Raw genomic sequence first — 16,465 nt, forward strand, 5'->3', positions numbered from 1 at the left:
ATTATAGCTAAAAAGGTTTCAAAGATGGTTGAAAGATATAGCAGAGAAATCATGGCTAAAAAATGGGACATGCAAGCAAAATACGATGCGTGGTTAAAAGTAGAATTAGCCGCTGTAAAAGCTTGGAATAAACTCGGTCTCATTAATGACACAGACTGCGAAAAAATTCTTAAAAATGCAAAATTTGATATTGCAAGAATAGACGAAATAGAAAAAACCACAAAACACGATGTTATCGCTTTTCTTACAAGTGTAAGTGAAAGTTTGGGAGAAGAGAGTCGTTTTGTGCATTATGCAATGACAAGTTCTGATTGTATAGATACGGCTGTTGCTTTACAGATAAAAGAGAGTTTGGAGCTTATTTTAGAAGATGTTTCTTTGCTTTTAGAAGTGATCAAAAAGCGTGCTTTGGAGCATAAAAATACCTTAATGGTAGGAAGAAGTCATGGAATTCATGGAGAGCCTATCACTTTTGGTTTAGTGTTAGCTATTTGGTATGATGAAATTTTGCATGCAAAAGAGCTTTTAGAACATGCAAAAGAAGTGATAAGCTATGGAAAAATCAGTGGTGCAATGGGAAATTTTGCTCATGCTCCTTTAGAATTTGAAGAAGAAGTTTGTAAAAATTTAGGTCTTAAAGCTGCCCCTGTTTCAAATCAAGTGATCCAAAGAGATCGTTATGCTCAAGTTATTTCTGCTATTGCAATTTTAGCTTCAAGTTGTGAGCAAATCGCTGTAGCGATAAGACATTTTCAAAGAACTGAAGTTTATGAGGCTGAAGAGTATTTTAGTGTAGGACAAAAAGGAAGTTCAGCTATGCCACATAAAAGAAATCCTGTTTTAAGTGAAAATATCACAGGGCTTTGTCGTGTGCTTAGATCTTTTGTAACTCCAGCTTTAGAAAATGTTGCACTTTGGCATGAAAGAGATATATCTCATTCTAGTGTTGAAAGATTTATTTTGCCTGATGCTTTTATCACGGCTGATTTTATGCTTATGCGTCTTACAAATTTGATTGATAAGCTTTTAGTTTATCCTGAAAATATGATGAAAAATTTAAATCTTACAGGCGGGCTTGTATTTTCAGGGAGGGTGCTTTTAGAGCTTCCATTTAAAGGCATTAGTCGTGAAGAAGCTTATAAAATAGTTCAAAGAAACGCTATGAAAGTTTGGGCAGATTTGCAAAATGGTAAGGCTGCTATCAATGAAAAAAATGAAAGTTTGTTTTTGTTAGCGCTTTTAAGCGATGAAGATTTAAGAAAAAGTTTGAGCGAAGAGGATGTAAGAAAATGTTTCGATTATAACTACTATACAAAAAATGTTGATGTAATTTTTAAAAGAACATTTAAATAAAAAGCAAGGAAGGCAATGAAAGTTATTAAAAGAAATGGTCGTACAGAAGAATTGGATGTTTCTAAGATCAAAAAATGCACCTCTGATGCTGTAAAAGATTTAGAAGGTGTGAATTTAAGCGAACTTGAACTCGATGCAAAGATTCAATTTCGTGATGGAATTTCAACTGAAGAAATTCAAAAAACTTTAATTAAAACTGCAGTAGATAAGATAGATATTGATTGTCCAAATTGGACCTTTGTTGCAGCTAGACTTTTTTTATTTGATTTATATAAAAAAGTTAATGGTATGAATCGCTATAATCATTTGCGTGAGTATTTTGAAAAGGGCGAAAAAGAAGGAAGAATCTTACTTGGTCTTAAAGAAAAATACGATTTAGATGATTTAAATGCTTATATTAAACCTGAACGCGATATGCAATTTACTTATCTTGGTATTAAAACTTTATATGATAGATACTTGATTAAAGATAGTAAAGGTATGCCTATAGAACTTCCTCAACAAATGTTTATGGCCATTGCGATGTTTTTAGCGCAGAATGAATTTAATCCTCAAGAATGGGCGAAGAAATTTTATGATTTAATTTCTAAATTTGAACTCATGCTTGCAACTCCGACTTTATCTAATGCAAGAACAACGCGCCATCAGCTTAGTTCTTGTTATATAGGATCAACCCCTGATAATATTGAAGGTATTTTTGATTCTTACCAAGAAATGGCTTTGCTTTCTAAATTTGGTGGCGGTATAGGTTGGGATTGGTCTAAAGTGCGTGCTATGGGTGGAAGCATAGATGGGCATAAAAATGCCGCAGGAGGGATTATACCTTTCTTGAAAATTACTAATGATATTGCCGTGGCAGTAGATCAGCTAGGAACCAGAAAAGGAGCTATAGCTGTTTATATAGAACCTTGGCACATGGATATAAGTGATTTTATTGATTTGCGTAAAAATTCAGGTGAAGAAAGACGCCGTGCCCATGAACTTTTCCCTGCTTTATGGATCAATGATCTTTTTATGAAGAGAGTAAGAGCTAATGATAAATGGACTCTTTTTGATCCTGCAGATACAGCAGATTTATGTGATTTATATGGCGAGGCTTTTGAAAAACGCTATGAAGAATATGAAAAAGATGAAAGCATTACCAAAGAAATCGTAGAAGCTAAAGAGCTTTGGAAGAAAATTTTGCTAAATTATTTTGAAACAGGCTTGCCATTTTTATGTTTTAAGGATAGTGCTAATAGAGCAAATCCAAATGCTCATGTAGGAATTATTAGAAGTTCAAATTTATGTACTGAAATTTTTCAAAATACCGAGCCAAATTATTATCAAATTAAAGTAGTTTTTGAAAATGGAGATGAACTTCATTTTGATGAAGAACAAAAAGTTGCGATCGATGGGGGATATGAAAAACCAGCCAAAAAAATCTCAACTTTAGATAGTATTGATGGTAATAAAGTTTATATAGTAGAAAAATATAAAAATGATGGAAAAACAGCCGTTTGTAATCTAGCAAGTATAAATCTTAGCAAAGTATATACTAAAGAAGATATAGAGCGTGTTGTGCCAACGGCTATTCGTATGCTTGATAATGTGATAGATTTAAATTTTTATCCTCATAGAAAAGTAAAAGATACAAATTTAAAATCTCGCGCCATAGGTCTTGGAGTCATGGGTGAGGCACAAATGCTTGCTGAAGCTAAGATTTATTGGGGAAGCGATGAGCATTTAAATAAAATCGATGAGATTATGGAACAAATTAGCTTTGAGGCTATTAATGCGAGTTCAAATTTAGCTCTTGAAAAAGGTTCTTATGAGGATTTTGAAGGATCAAATTGGAGCAAGGGGATTTTTCCTATTGATGTAGCAAGTCCTAAGGCTAAAGCTTTAACTTTAAGAGAGGGCTTATTTGATCAAAGTGAATGCGACTGGGTTAAACTTAGAGAAAAAGTTAAAAAAGATGGTATGAGAAATGGTTATTTGATGGCCATTGCACCTACTTCTTCTATTTCTATTTTGGTGGGTACTACGCAGACTATAGAACCTGTTTACAAAAGAAAGTGGTTTGAACAAAATTTAAGTGGTATGATACCTGTTGTTGTGCCAAATTTAAGCCTTGATACTTGGCAATACTATACTCCAGCCTACGAACTTGATCAAAAAATTCTTGTAAAGGCTGCTGCTGTGCGTGGTAAATGGATCGATCAAGGGCAGAGTTTAAATATCTTTTTATCGCTTGATAAAGCAAGTGGGGGATATTTAAATGAAATTTATCAACTCGCTTGGGAGCTTGGAGTAAAATCTACTTATTATCTAAGAAGCGAAAGCCCTGATAGTGAAAAAGTCAATGTTGCAGATCGTAGCATAGAATGTGAAGGTTGCCAATAAATACTAAAACCCAATGAAAAATATTGGGTTTTAAGAGATTAAGAATTGTAAATTTCTTTATCTAGGGCTTTTAGATTTTTTGCAGTACAAAGTGCCGAAGTCATAGCTCCTGAGACATTACTTGCTGTTCTTGCCATATCTATAATAGGATCTATAGCTAAAATCAAACTTAACATGACAAAATTATTACCAAATCCAATCCCTGCTAGCATAATAGAAGCTGCCATAGTTGCACTTCCAGGTACTCCAGCTATACCCAAGGATCCAATAACAGCTACCAAAACTATCATTAAAGCAAATGTAAAATCAATATGTGTATGTGTAGCAAAAGCTACAAAAACTGCCGCTAAAGCTGGAAAATATCCTGCACAACCATTAAGTCCTGTTGTTGTACCTATAGATGCTACAAAATTAGCTATAGCTGAATTAACTCCAAATTTATTTTGCAAAGTTGAAGTAGTCATAGGCAAAGTGCTCAAAGAAGATCTTGAGCTAAATGCAAATAACCATACAGGAAATGCTTTTTTTGCATATTTTATAGGGTTTAGCCCTTGTGAAGCAAGAAGTAAAAAATGCACCCCGAACATTATTAACATAGCTATATAAATAAGCATTATAAAAAGTCCAGCTGTTTTGATAGCTTCAAAACCATTGCTTAAAAGCACATTAGCCATCATACAAACTACAGCATAAGGCATAAATCTAATCACTGTAGCAGTCATGTTCATCATAATATTATAAAAGGTTAGGATAAAATTATGAAAACTTTTAAAGGCTTGTTCACACTCTTCTTTTTTAGAAATTTTTTTAGCACTAATTCCTATAAAAAAGGAAAAAATGACAATAGCTATAATATTTTCTTTATTAATAGCTGTAATGATGTTGCTAGGTATTAGCCCTAGTATAATATTTGAAAAAGTTTGAATTTCGCGAATTTGTTTATCTCCTTCATGTATGGCAAAATTACTTCCTAAATCAAAACTATAACCTAAAAATATACCCAAGGTTGCAGCTATGGCTGTGCTAAAGAGTATCCAAAAAAGACTTATTCCAAGCAAGGAGGATATTTTGATATTTTTATCAATTTCTATAATTACTTTTATAATGCAAATGCTTACAAGAGGAACAACTAGCATTTTTATAAAAGCTACAAAAACAGAACTTACAAATGCAAACCAATGTTTTGTTTCACTATACCAAAGAATATTACTTGCTTCTTCAGCATCTGGAAAATTTGCCAAATATTGCAAAACAAAACCAAACCCCAAACCCATTAAAAGCGCAAATAGCATGCGAAGAGAAAAATTGATTTTTATATCCCGCATTTTTTTTAATGCGTAAAAAACAACACAAAGCATAGTAAGAGTAGCTATAGTATGAGCTTGTGAAAGCATTAGAAAATCTTGAAAAAATTGTTTATCCATAAAAAGTCCTTATAAGAAACTATAATCAAGCACAAGGTATATGAAAATATACTTGCATAAAGCTTGATTTTATAAATGGTAACATAAAAATATTTTAAATAAGATAAAATTAGTATGATTTATTCTATATCTTTATGTAGGCAATGTTCAAATATAAATTTGTGTTCTTGTGGTAAGGCTTCAAATAAAGCATTTGCTAAATTTCTAATCTCCCAAAGAGCTGATTTTGAACTACGCAAAGAAATGAAATTTTGTAAACTTCTTGCATTAATCGTTAGTGTAAGTTCGGTTTTATAGCTTTCTGGTAAGCAGTATTTGGCTATATCTAGACTAATGCTTTTTTGTAAAATAGTGCGTAAATTTTCTAAGGCTTTAATGCTTGCGTTATCAACCTCTTCATTACCGCAAAGCACAAGATAACGGCTTGCATTTTCAAAATCTCCTATTTTAAACTCACCTTCATTGCGAAGTTCTTTTAAGGTATAACGCGTGCTTTTTACACTAGGACTAGTGTGACGGTGTCTTGCGACTTCTTGTAAGCAAGCTCTTGAAATTCCTTGTATATAAAAAGTATAGTTTAGATGTTCTAAGGTTGAAGCGTGTTTGAATTTGTTGCCCACGCGATCGATAAGTTCTTTATCTTTTTCGCCACCGCAATCGCCTTTTTCAAAGCTTTGCCAACAAGTTCTTGTTGCATGAGAACAAACAGATAATGGAGTGTGAAAAAGTAAAGTGATTTGCATGCTTATTCCTTTTTTGATAAAAATATTTTTTGTAATTCTTGCATTTTTTACTTAAAATTCTAATGAAATAAAAAGTTTTATCAAGCTATAATTAGATAAAAAAATAAGGCTTATTATCAATGAAACAAACAAAATATATTTTTGTAACAGGTGGAGTTTTAAGTTCTTTGGGTAAAGGGATAGCCGCTGCTTCTATCGCAACACTTTTAAAAAATTCAGGGCTTAAAGTGAGTATTTTAAAAGCTGATCCTTATATCAATGTTGATCCAGGCACTATGAGTCCTTTTGAGCATGGAGAGGTTTTTGTAACTGATGATGGAGCAGAAACGGATCTTGATTTGGGGCATTATGAGCGTTTTTTGGATGAGAGTTTATCTCAAGATAATAACTTCACTACAGGACGGGTTTATCAAAGTGTGATTGAAAAAGAAAGGCGTGGAGAATATCTTGGCAAAACCATTCAAGTTATCCCTCATATAGTAGGAGAAATCAAAGATCGCATTAAAAAAGCAGGAGAAGGCAAAGATATACTTATCGTTGAAATAGGCGGAACTGTTGGGGATATAGAAGGCTTGCCTTTTTTAGAAGCTATTCGTGCTTTGCGTTTGGAAGTGGGTAAAAATAATGCTATGAATATTCATCTTACTCTAGTACCTTTTATTAAGGCTGCAGGGGAATTAAAAACAAAGCCAACTCAACATAGTGTAGGCGAGTTAAGGCGCATAGGCATTAGTCCTGATATGATTATTTGTCGTAGTGAAAAAGCTCTTGATAGAGATTTAAAAGATAAAATTGCTATTTCTTGCGGGGTGGAAAAAAATTGCGCGATAGAAAGTGTTGATGCGGCTAGTATTTATCAAATTCCACTTAATTTTTTAAAGCAAGATATTTTAAGCCCTATTGCTGAAATTTTGGATTTGAAAAATTTAAAACCTAATATGGAAAATTGGGACTCTTTGGTAAAAAGAGTTATAGCTCCAAGCAATGAAGTTAAAATCGCTTTTGTAGGCAAATATGTGGATTTAAAAGAAAGTTATAAAAGCCTTACTGAAGCTATTATACACGCAGGTGCAGCCCTAGATACTAAAGTGGAGTTAAAATGGGTAGATAGTGAAAAACTTGAAAATATGGAAAGTTCTGAAGTATTTAAAGATGTGAGTGGAATTTTGGTTGCTGGGGGATTTGGATATCGTGGTGTAGAAGGTAAGATAAAAGCCATTCAATACGCAAGAGAAAATAAAATTCCTTTTTTAGGAATTTGTTTAGGTATGCAGCTTGCTTTGGTGGAATTTGCTAGAAATGTATTAAAACTTAAAGATGCAAATTCAAGTGAATTTAATGAAAAATGCCAAAATCCTGTGGTTTATTTGATTGATGAATTTATGGATACAAATGGAGAAAAACAAATTCGTACTGCAAAAACTCCTTTAGGTGGAACTATGCGTTTAGGGGCTTATAAATGTGATATCAAGGAAAAATCCCTTTTGGCTAAGGTTTATAATGAAGTAAAGAGTGTAAAAGAACGCCATCGTCATCGCTATGAAGCAAATCCAAAATATAGAGCAGATTTTGAAAAACACGGTTTGATTGTAAGTGGTGAAAGCAAAGGATTGATTGAAGCAGTTGAGCTTAACTGTCATCCTTTTTTCTTGGCTGTGCAGTTTCATCCAGAATTTACATCAAGACTTGAGCATGTTAATCCTGTGATTTGCAGTTTTATCAAGGCAGCTATAAACTATGAAGATAATTAATAAAAATGAAATTAAAAAAATTTTGGCTTCACGCTTTGAAAAAGATTTGCATACCAAACTTTGTGATCTGCCTTTGCCATGCTGTTTAAAGGATGCATATAAAGCAGCTAATCGCATCAAAGAAGCTGTAGAAAAAAATGAGAAAGTCGCCATAGTAGGAGATTATGATGTTGATGGAATCATTTCTTGTGTTATTATGGCAGAATTTTTCGATGATATAGGTTTTGATTATATTATAAGAATTCCAAATCGTTTTAAAGATGGATATGGATTAAATGCTGAGATCATCAACGAACTTGATGTAAATTTAATAATAACAGTAGATAATGGAATAGCTGCTCTTGAAGCAGCCAAACTCTGTAAAGAAAAAAATATAGATTTGATTATCACTGATCATCATATGCCTCAAGATGTTTTGCCTGATGCTTTTGCCATTATCAATCCAAAGCAAAAAGATTGTGATTTTCCAGAAATTGAAATTTGTGGAGCTCAAGTGGCATGGTATTTGATAGCAGCTTTAAAAGAAGTTTGCAAGCTTAAATACGATATGAGTAAATTTTTAGAACTTTTGGCGATTGCAATTATTGCAGATATGATGGAGCTTAGAGATTTAAATCGTGCTTTAGTAAGGCGTGGCATAGATCATATTAACAAATCTAAAAGGGCTGCTTTTAGGGCTATTAAGCATTATTATCAAAAGGATAAATTTGCTCTTGATAATATAGGATTTTTAATTGCTCCGCTTATAAATAGTGCTGGAAGAATGGATGATGCAAGTATTTCTTATGAATTTTTACACACTAAAGATTTTAATAAAGCTTTAGAATATCTAGAGCAAATTGTTAGTTTTAATGAAAGTCGTAAAGATGAAGAAAAACAGCTTTTTGAAGATAGTTTAAATCAAATCGATGAAAACGATTCTTGTATTGTGGTATCGGGTTTAAATTGGCATGAAGGTGTTTTAGGGATTGTGGCAAGTCGTTTAGCTAAACATTTTAATAAACCTGCTTTTGTATTTTCTCAAAATGAAGAACACTTAAAAGGTAGTGCAAGAAGTGTTGGCAAGATTGATATTTTGGCTTTAATTTCTAAGACAAATTCTATATTAAGCAATTATGGTGGTCATAAAGGTGCTGCTGGAATCAGTTTAAACTCTGAAAATTTTGAACAATTTAAAAATAAAATCAAAAAAGAATGTTCGCAAATTTCTGAAAGTGAATTTTTGGATACGGATGAAATTTTAGGAATCTTAGAACCTAGCGAAATTGATTTTGAAATGCTTGAAATTTTAGAATCTTTTGAACCTTTTGGACATAAAAATCCACGACCTTTTTTTGTTTTAGAAAATCTTTGTGTAAAAAATAAAAAACTTCTAGGTAGAGATGAAAAACACTTAAAGCTTGTTTTAACTAAGGAAAATAAAACCATAGAAGCTTTATTTTTTAATTTTGATAAAGAGCCAGAATTGAATCAAAATATTTCTTTGCTTGGAAGTATTTCTAAGAATGAATTTAGGGGAATGGTAACTCCACAGTTTGTTGTTAAAGAGATTTTATAAAAATTTTTACTTATAATTTGCATTAATAACATTAAAAAATTAATATACAAGAGATTAAAAAATTATTTATATGTTGTCTTTTTATAGGAGTATGTATGAAAAAAGCTAAATCAAGGATTGCTATTTTAGGAACAGGCGGAACGATAGCAGGCTTCATTGATAGCACTATTGCTACAACAGGATATACGGCCGGAGCCATTGATATAGATGTATTAATTAAAGCAGTTCCGCAAATTAGAGATTTAGCAGATATTAGTTGGGAGCAAATAGCAAATATTGATAGTTCAAATATGTGTGATGAAATTTGGTTAAGGCTTGCTAAAAAAATTGCTAAGCTTTTTGCTGAGGGGATAGACGGTGTGGTGATAACTCATGGTACTGATACTATGGAAGAAACTGCTTATTTTTTAAATTTAACCATTAAAAGTGATAAGCCCGTAGTTCTAGTTGGCGCTATGCGTCCATCAACTGCTATAAGTGCGGATGGTCCGAAAAATCTTTATAATGCAGTGGCATTAGTTGCCAATAAAGAAGCTAAGAATAAGGGTGTTATGGTAGCTATAAATGATAAAATTTTAAGCGCTAGAGGCGTAGTAAAAACTCATAGTTTAAATGTTGATGCTTTCTCTTCTCCTGATTTTGGGGATTTGGGTTATATAGTAGATGGTAAAGTCTTTTTCTATAATAATGTTACTAAAGCTCACACAAAAAACGCTCCTTTTGATGTAAGCAAACTCACAAGTTTGCCAAAAGTAGATATTCTTTATAGCTATTCAAATGATGGTAGTGGTGTCGCTGCAAAAGCTTTATTTGAACATGGAACTAAGGGCATAGTTGTTGCAGGAAGTGGAGCAGGAAGTATACACAAAAATCAAAAAGATGTTTTAAAAGAGCTTTTAAAAAAAGGGCTTAAGGTTGTTGTAAGTTCAAGGGTTGTAGCAGGTTGTGTTGCTGTGAGTGATTCAGATGAAAAATTAGGTTTTATTAGTGCTGAAGATTTAAATCCTCAAAAAGCAAGAGTTTTGCTTATATTAGCACTTACAAAAACAAGTGATCCTAAAAAAATTCAAGAGTATTTTTTAAAATATTAAAATTTTTTAAATATTTCTAAACTTAGGGAACTTATCTTCCCTAAGTCAAGCCTTTCAATCCTATTAATAGTATATTATATCTTGTATTTTTTATTATCATTTAACCCCCCCCCATTTTTAAACCCACCAAATACTTATATAAATACTTACACAAATATTTATACTATTTAATCCTTTGTTTAATCCCCTTTTAAGTTTAATTGGTTATACTTTCATTTCCTTTTTTTGAAAAAAGGACTTAAAATCTTTTAAATTATAAAGTTTCACTAGCTTAGTAGATTTTATAAATTAACTCTTTTGGTTTTTGTCTTATAAACTAAAAGCTTTTTTATAAATCTTGTTTTTTAATTTAAAAACTTTTCTTTTAAAAATGATTTTTTGTTTTGTTCTTTTAACTTAGTATTGTTATTCAAATCTTATTAGTCAATCTTTGAAATCTAAATAAGTGATCGATTGAGCCAGAAAGATTTAGGCATAAGTAATTATGTAAAATCTATTCAATCTAATAATTAAAAAGATTAAAAGTTTTTCTTTTAATCTTTCATAACTTTTTCTTTGAAGAAAAAGATTAAACTATCTATAATTTTTATGGAGAGTTTGATCCTGGCTCAGAGTGAACGCTGGCGGCGTGCCTAATACATGCAAGTCGAACGATGAAGCTTCTAGCTTGCTAGAAGTGGATTAGTGGCGCACGGGTGAGTAAGGTATAGTTAATCTGCCCTACACAAGAGGACAACAGTTGGAAACGACTGCTAATACTCTATACTCCTGCTTAACACAAGTTGAGTAGGGAAAGTTTTTCGGTGTAGGATGAGACTATATAGTATCAGCTAGTTGGTAAGGTAATGGCTTACCAAGGCTATGACGCTTAACTGGTCTGAGAGGATGATCAGTCACACTGGAACTGAGACACGGTCCAGACTCCTACGGGAGGCAGCAGTAGGGAATATTGCGCAATGGGGGAAACCCTGACGCAGCAACGCCGCGTGGAGGATGACACTTTTCGGAGCGTAAACTCCTTTTCTTAGGGAAGAATTCTGACGGTACCTAAGGAATAAGCACCGGCTAACTCCGTGCCAGCAGCCGCGGTAATACGGAGGGTGCAAGCGTTACTCGGAATCACTGGGCGTAAAGGGCGCGTAGGCGGATTATCAAGTCTCTTGTGAAATCTAATGGCTTAACCATTAAACTGCTTGGGAAACTGATAGTCTAGAGTGAGGGAGAGGCAGATGGAATTGGTGGTGTAGGGGTAAAATCCGTAGATATCACCAAGAATACCCATTGCGAAGGCGATCTGCTGGAACTCAACTGACGCTAAGGCGCGAAAGCGTGGGGAGCAAACAGGATTAGATACCCTGGTAGTCCACGCCCTAAACGATGTACACTAGTTGTTGGGGTGCTAGTCATCTCAGTAATGCAGCTAACGCATTAAGTGTACCGCCTGGGGAGTACGGTCGCAAGATTAAAACTCAAAGGAATAGACGGGGACCCGCACAAGCGGTGGAGCATGTGGTTTAATTCGAAGATACGCGAAGAACCTTACCTGGGCTTGATATCCTAAGAACCTTTTAGAGATAAGAGGGTGCTAGCTTGCTAGAACTTAGAGACAGGTGCTGCACGGCTGTCGTCAGCTCGTGTCGTGAGATGTTGGGTTAAGTCCCGCAACGAGCGCAACCCACGTATTTAGTTGCTAACGGTTCGGCCGAGCACTCTAAATAGACTGCCTTCGTAAGGAGGAGGAAGGTGTGGACGACGTCAAGTCATCATGGCCCTTATGCCCAGGGCGACACACGTGCTACAATGGCATATACAATGAGACGCAATACCGCGAGGTGGAGCAAATCTATAAAATATGTCCCAGTTCGGATTGTTCTCTGCAACTCGAGAGCATGAAGCCGGAATCGCTAGTAATCGTAGATCAGCCATGCTACGGTGAATACGTTCCCGGGTCTTGTACTCACCGCCCGTCACACCATGGGAGTTGATTTCACTCGAAGCCGGAATACTAAACTAGTTACCGTCCACAGTGGAATCAGCGACTGGGGTGAAGTCGTAACAAGGTAACCGTAGGAGAACCTGCGGTTGGATCACCTCCTTTCTAGAGTACAAAGTAATAAGTCTCACAACTATTACTTCAATATATAAACTCAATTGATTCTTGTTTAGATTTCAAAGATTGATGATAAAGCTAATTGTTTATGGGGAATTAGCTCAGCTGGGAGAGCGCCTGCTTTGCACGCAGGAGGTCAGCGGTTCGATCCCGCTATTCTCCACCATTTATTAAGGGCCTATAGCTCAGCTGGTTAGAGTGCACCCCTGATAAGGGTGAGGTCACAAGTTCAAGTCTTGTTAGGCCCACCATAAAAAAGATTTGAATAAAGAAGCTTTAAAATCTAAAGCAAGTATATAAAATAGATTAAATATAAAATATAAACTCTATACTTAGATTTATTTTTTATCTTTAACTATAAAAGAATATACTTTAATAGATATAAGTAGCATATACATTATGCATTTATATTTATAATGATTATGTTAATATATATACTTCCTTTAGGTTTTAAACCTAAATGTTCTTTTTAATTATCATTGTTAAGAGTCACAAGCAAGTTTTAATAAAAACAATTTTACAGGACTTGTTAAAGGATAAAACCTATTTATCTTTTCTTTAGTTTAACTTACTTTTAGCTGTCTTCTCTTCTATGAATAAAGAGAATATTAGATTTAAGGATTATAAATTAAAGACAAGTTTCAAACTCACTGCTTAGTTGAGACTAAATCATTTAGTTTTATATTAAGTGTTTGAATGCTTTCCGTCTTAAGATAAAGAAGTCTTATCATAAAAACTTTAACAAGGAAGTGATGCGTTTTAGAATCAATAATAAAAGGTAAAAAAGGTAAGCTACTAAGAGCGAATGGTGGATGCCTTGACTGGTAAAGGCGATGAAGGACGTACTAGACTGCGATAAGCTACGGGGAGCTGTCAAGAAGCTTTGATCCGTAGATTTCCGAATGGGGCAACCCAATGTATAGAGATATACATTACCTATATAGGAGCGAACGAGGGGAATTGAAACATCTTAGTACCCTCAGGAAAAGAAATCAATAGAGATTGCGTCAGTAGCGGCGAGCGAAAGCGCAAGAGGGCAAACCCAGTGCTTGCACTGGGGGTTGTAGGACTGCAATGTGCAAGAGGTAAGTTTAGCAGAACATTCTGGAAAGTATAACCATAGAGGGTGATAGTCCCGTATGCGAAAAACAAACCTTAGCTAGCAGTATCCTGAGTAGGGCGGGACACGAGGAATCCTGTCTGAATCCGGGTCGACCACGATCCAACCCTAAATACTAATACCAGATCGATAGTGCACAAGTACCGTGAGGGAAAGGTGAAAAGAACTGAGGTGATCAGAGTGAAATAGAACCTGAAACCATTTGCTTACAATCATTCAGAGCCCTATGTAGCAATACAGGGTGATGGACTGCCTTTTGCATAATGAGCCTGCGAGTTGTGGTGTCTGGCAAGGTTAAGCAAACGCGAAGCCGTAGCGAAAGCGAGTCTGAATAGGGCGCTTAGTCAGATGCTGCAGACCCGAAACGAAGTGATCTATCCATGAGCAAGTTGAAGCTAGTGTAAGAACTAGTGGAGGACTGAACCCATAGGCGTTGAAAAGCCCCGGGATGACTTGTGGATAGGGGTGAAAGGCCAATCAAACTTCGTGATAGCTGGTTCTCTCCGAAATATATTTAGGTATAGCGTTGTGTCGTAATATAAGGGGGTAGAGCACTGAATGGGCTAGGGCATACACCAATGTACCAAACCCTATCAAACTCCGAATACCTTATATGTAATCACAGCAGTCAGGCGGCGAGTGATAAAATCCGTCGTCAAGAGGGAAACAACCCAGACTACCAGCTAAGGTCCCTAAATCTTACTTAAGTGGAAAACGATGTGAAGTTACTTAAACAACCAGGAGGTTGGCTTAGAAGCAGCCATCCTTTAAAGAAAGCGTAATAGCTCACTGGTCTAGTGATTTTGCGCGGAAAATATAACGGGGCTAAAGTAAGTACCGAAGCTGTAGACTTAGTTTACTAAGTGGTAGGAGAGCGTTCTATTTGCGTCGAAGGTATACCGGTAAGGAGTGCTGGAGCGAATAGAAGTGAGCATGCAGGCATGAGTAGCGATAATTAATGTGAGAATCATTAACGCCGTAAACCCAAGGTTTCCTACGCGATGCTCGTCATCGTAGGGTTAGTCGGGTCCTAAGTCGAGTCCGAAAGGGGTAGACGATGGCAAATTGGTTAATATTCCAATACCAACATTAGTGTGCGATGGAAGGACGCTTAGGGCTAAGGGGGCTAGCGGATGGAAGTGCTAGTCTAAGGTCGTAGGAGGTTGTACAGGCAAATCCGTATAACAATACTCCGAGAACTGAAAGGCTTTTTGAAGTCTTCGGATGGATAGAAGAACCCCTGATGCCGTCGAGCCAAGAAAAGTTTCTAAGTTTAGCTAATGTTGCCCGTACCGTAAACCGACACAGGTGGGTGGGATGAGTATTCTAAGGCGCGTGGAAGAACTCTCTTTAAGGAACTCTGCAAAATAGCACCGTATCTTCGGTATAAGGTGTGGTTAGCTTTGTATTAGGATTTACTCCGAAAGCAAGGAAACTTACAACAAAGAGTCCCTCCCGACTGTTTACCAAAAACACAGCACTCTGCTAACTCGTAAGAGGATGTATAGGGTGTGACGCCTGCCCGGTGCTCGAAGGTTAATTGATGGGGTTAGCATTAGCGAAGCTCTTGATCGAAGCCCGAGTAAACGGCGGCCGTAACTATAACGGTCCTAAGGTAGCGAAATTCCTTGTCGGTTAAATACCGACCTGCATGAATGGCGTAACGAGATGGGAGCTGTCTCAAAGAGGGATCCAGTGAAATTGTAGTGGAGGTGAAAATTCCTCCTACCCGCGGCAAGACGGAAAGACCCCGTGGACCTTTACTACAGCTTGACACTGCTACTTGGATAAGAATGTGCAGGATAGGTGGGAGGCTTTGAGTATATGACGCCAGTTGTATATGAGCCATTGTTGAGATACCACTCTTTCTTATTTGGGTAGCTAACCAGCTTGAGTTATCCTCAAGTGGGACAATGTCTGGTGGGTAGTTTGACTGGGGCGGTCGCCTCCCAAATAATAACGGAGGCTTACAAAGGTTGGCTCAGAACGGTTGGAAATCGTTCGTAGAGTATAAAGGTATAAGCCAGCTTAACTGCAAGACATACAAGTCAAGCAGAGACGAAAGTCGGTCTTAGTGATCCGGTGGTTCTGTGTGGAAGGGCCATCGCTCAAAGGATAAAAGGTACCCCGGGGATAACAGGCTGATCTCCCCCAAGAGCTCACATCGACGGGGAGGTTTGGCACCTCGATGTCGGCTCATCGCATCCTGGGGCTGGAGCAGGTCCCAAGGGTATGGCTGTTCGCCATTTAAAGCGGTACGCGAGCTGGGTTCAGAACGTCGTGAGACAGTTCGGTCCCTATCTGCCGTGGGCGTAAGAAGATTGAAGAGATTTGACCCTAGTACGAGAGGACCGGGTTGAACAAACCACTGGTGTAGCTGTTGTTCTGCCAAGAGCATCGCAGCGTAGCTAAGTTTGGAAAGGATAAACGCTGAAAGCATCTAAGCGTGAAGCCAACTCTAAGATGAATCTTCTCTAAGCTCTCTAGAAGACTACTAGTTTGATAGGCTGGGTGTGTAATGGATGAAAGTCCTTTAGCTGACCAGTACTAATAGAGCGTTTGGCTTATCTTTAATAAAGCATCACTTCCTTGTTAAGGTTTTTAAGAAGACTTTGAATATAGATAATATTTAGAGTTTAATAGAAATCTTTCAAGTAAAGTTTGTATTAGAACTTGCTCTTAACATTGTTTTTTAAGTATTCTATATAAAAACTTATCAAAGATAAAAGATAAGAAAAGAAGAAAGAGAATAAAAGATTAAGTTTTATTCTTAAATTCAATTTTTCAAAGAATATTTAAATAACAATGTCCGTGATTATACAGATGTGGAAACGCCTTGCTCCATCCCGAACCAAGAAGCTAAGCACATCGTGGGTGATGATACTACGCCTTACTGGCAGGGGGAAAGTAGCTCATTGCGGACTTGTTAA

The 16,465-nt window shown here is 36.0% G+C and carries 7 protein-coding genes, 2 tRNA genes and 3 rRNA genes; 10 read left to right on the plus strand and 2 right to left on the minus strand.

The window, feature by feature from the left end; genetic code table 11:
* Positions 1 to 24 precede the first annotated feature (24 nt).
* Positions 25 to 1,353, plus strand: coding sequence for an adenylosuccinate lyase (gene purB, locus AJ889_RS01995; RefSeq protein ID WP_002857713.1), 1,329 nt, complete (start codon positions 25 to 27; stop codon positions 1,351 to 1,353).
* A gap of 15 nt (positions 1,354 to 1,368) precedes the next feature.
* Positions 1,369 to 3,738: a ribonucleoside-diphosphate reductase subunit alpha gene (locus AJ889_RS02000; RefSeq protein WP_002859734.1), complete on the plus strand. Its 2,370-nt coding sequence runs from the start codon at positions 1,369 to 1,371 to the stop codon at positions 3,736 to 3,738.
* A gap of 38 nt (positions 3,739 to 3,776) precedes the next feature.
* On the opposite strand, the gene AJ889_RS02005 is transcribed toward AJ889_RS02000, so the two are convergent.
* Positions 3,777 to 5,162: a cation:dicarboxylate symporter family transporter gene (locus tag AJ889_RS02005; RefSeq protein WP_032584538.1), complete on the minus strand. Its 1,386-nt coding sequence runs from the start codon at positions 5,160 to 5,162 to the stop codon at positions 3,777 to 3,779.
* Between the two features lie 119 nt (positions 5,163 to 5,281).
* Complete coding sequence (thyX, locus tag AJ889_RS02010) at positions 5,282 to 5,905, minus strand: FAD-dependent thymidylate synthase (protein WP_002860160.1); 624 nt, start codon at positions 5,903 to 5,905, stop codon at positions 5,282 to 5,284.
* Positions 5,906 to 6,024: 119 nt separating this feature from the next.
* Between thyX and AJ889_RS02015 the strand changes: the two genes are divergently transcribed.
* The 8 genes from AJ889_RS02015 (at position 6,025) to rrf (ending at position 16,459) form a co-directional block, all read left to right on the plus strand.
* Positions 6,025 to 7,656 carry a CTP synthase gene (locus AJ889_RS02015; protein WP_002934813.1) on the plus strand — a complete coding sequence of 544 codons (1,632 nt, stop codon included), beginning with the start codon at positions 6,025 to 6,027 and terminating at the stop codon, positions 7,654 to 7,656.
* Positions 7,643 to 9,214 (plus strand): single-stranded-DNA-specific exonuclease RecJ, encoded by a 1,572-nt coding sequence (gene recJ / locus AJ889_RS02020; protein WP_032584540.1) that lies wholly within the window; start codon positions 7,643 to 7,645, stop codon positions 9,212 to 9,214. Before AJ889_RS02015 ends, recJ begins: the two co-directional genes overlap by 14 nt.
* 83 nt (positions 9,215 to 9,297) lie before the next feature.
* A complete protein-coding gene (locus AJ889_RS02025; protein ID WP_255005614.1) occupies positions 9,298 to 10,305 on the plus strand; it encodes a type II asparaginase in 1,008 nt (335 codons plus the stop codon).
* A gap of 585 nt (positions 10,306 to 10,890) precedes the next feature.
* Positions 10,891 to 12,403 (plus strand): 16S ribosomal RNA (locus AJ889_RS02030).
* A gap of 102 nt (positions 12,404 to 12,505) precedes the next feature.
* Positions 12,506 to 12,581, plus strand: a tRNA-Ala gene (locus tag AJ889_RS02035).
* A gap of 8 nt (positions 12,582 to 12,589) precedes the next feature.
* A tRNA-Ile gene (locus AJ889_RS02040) sits at positions 12,590 to 12,666 on the plus strand.
* Between the two features lie 534 nt (positions 12,667 to 13,200).
* Positions 13,201 to 16,107, plus strand: a 23S ribosomal RNA gene (locus AJ889_RS02045).
* A 235-nt stretch (positions 16,108 to 16,342) separates the two neighbouring features.
* Positions 16,343 to 16,459, plus strand: a 5S ribosomal RNA gene (gene rrf, locus AJ889_RS02050).
* Together the 16S, 23S and 5S rRNA genes with 2 tRNA genes alongside form the textbook arrangement of a ribosomal RNA operon.
* Positions 16,460 to 16,465 lie beyond the last annotated feature (6 nt).

Origin of the sequence: Campylobacter sp. BCW_6468 (assembly GCF_001762865.1) — a bacterium.
GTDB lineage: Bacteria > Campylobacterota > Campylobacteria > Campylobacterales > Campylobacteraceae > Campylobacter_D > Campylobacter_D jejuni.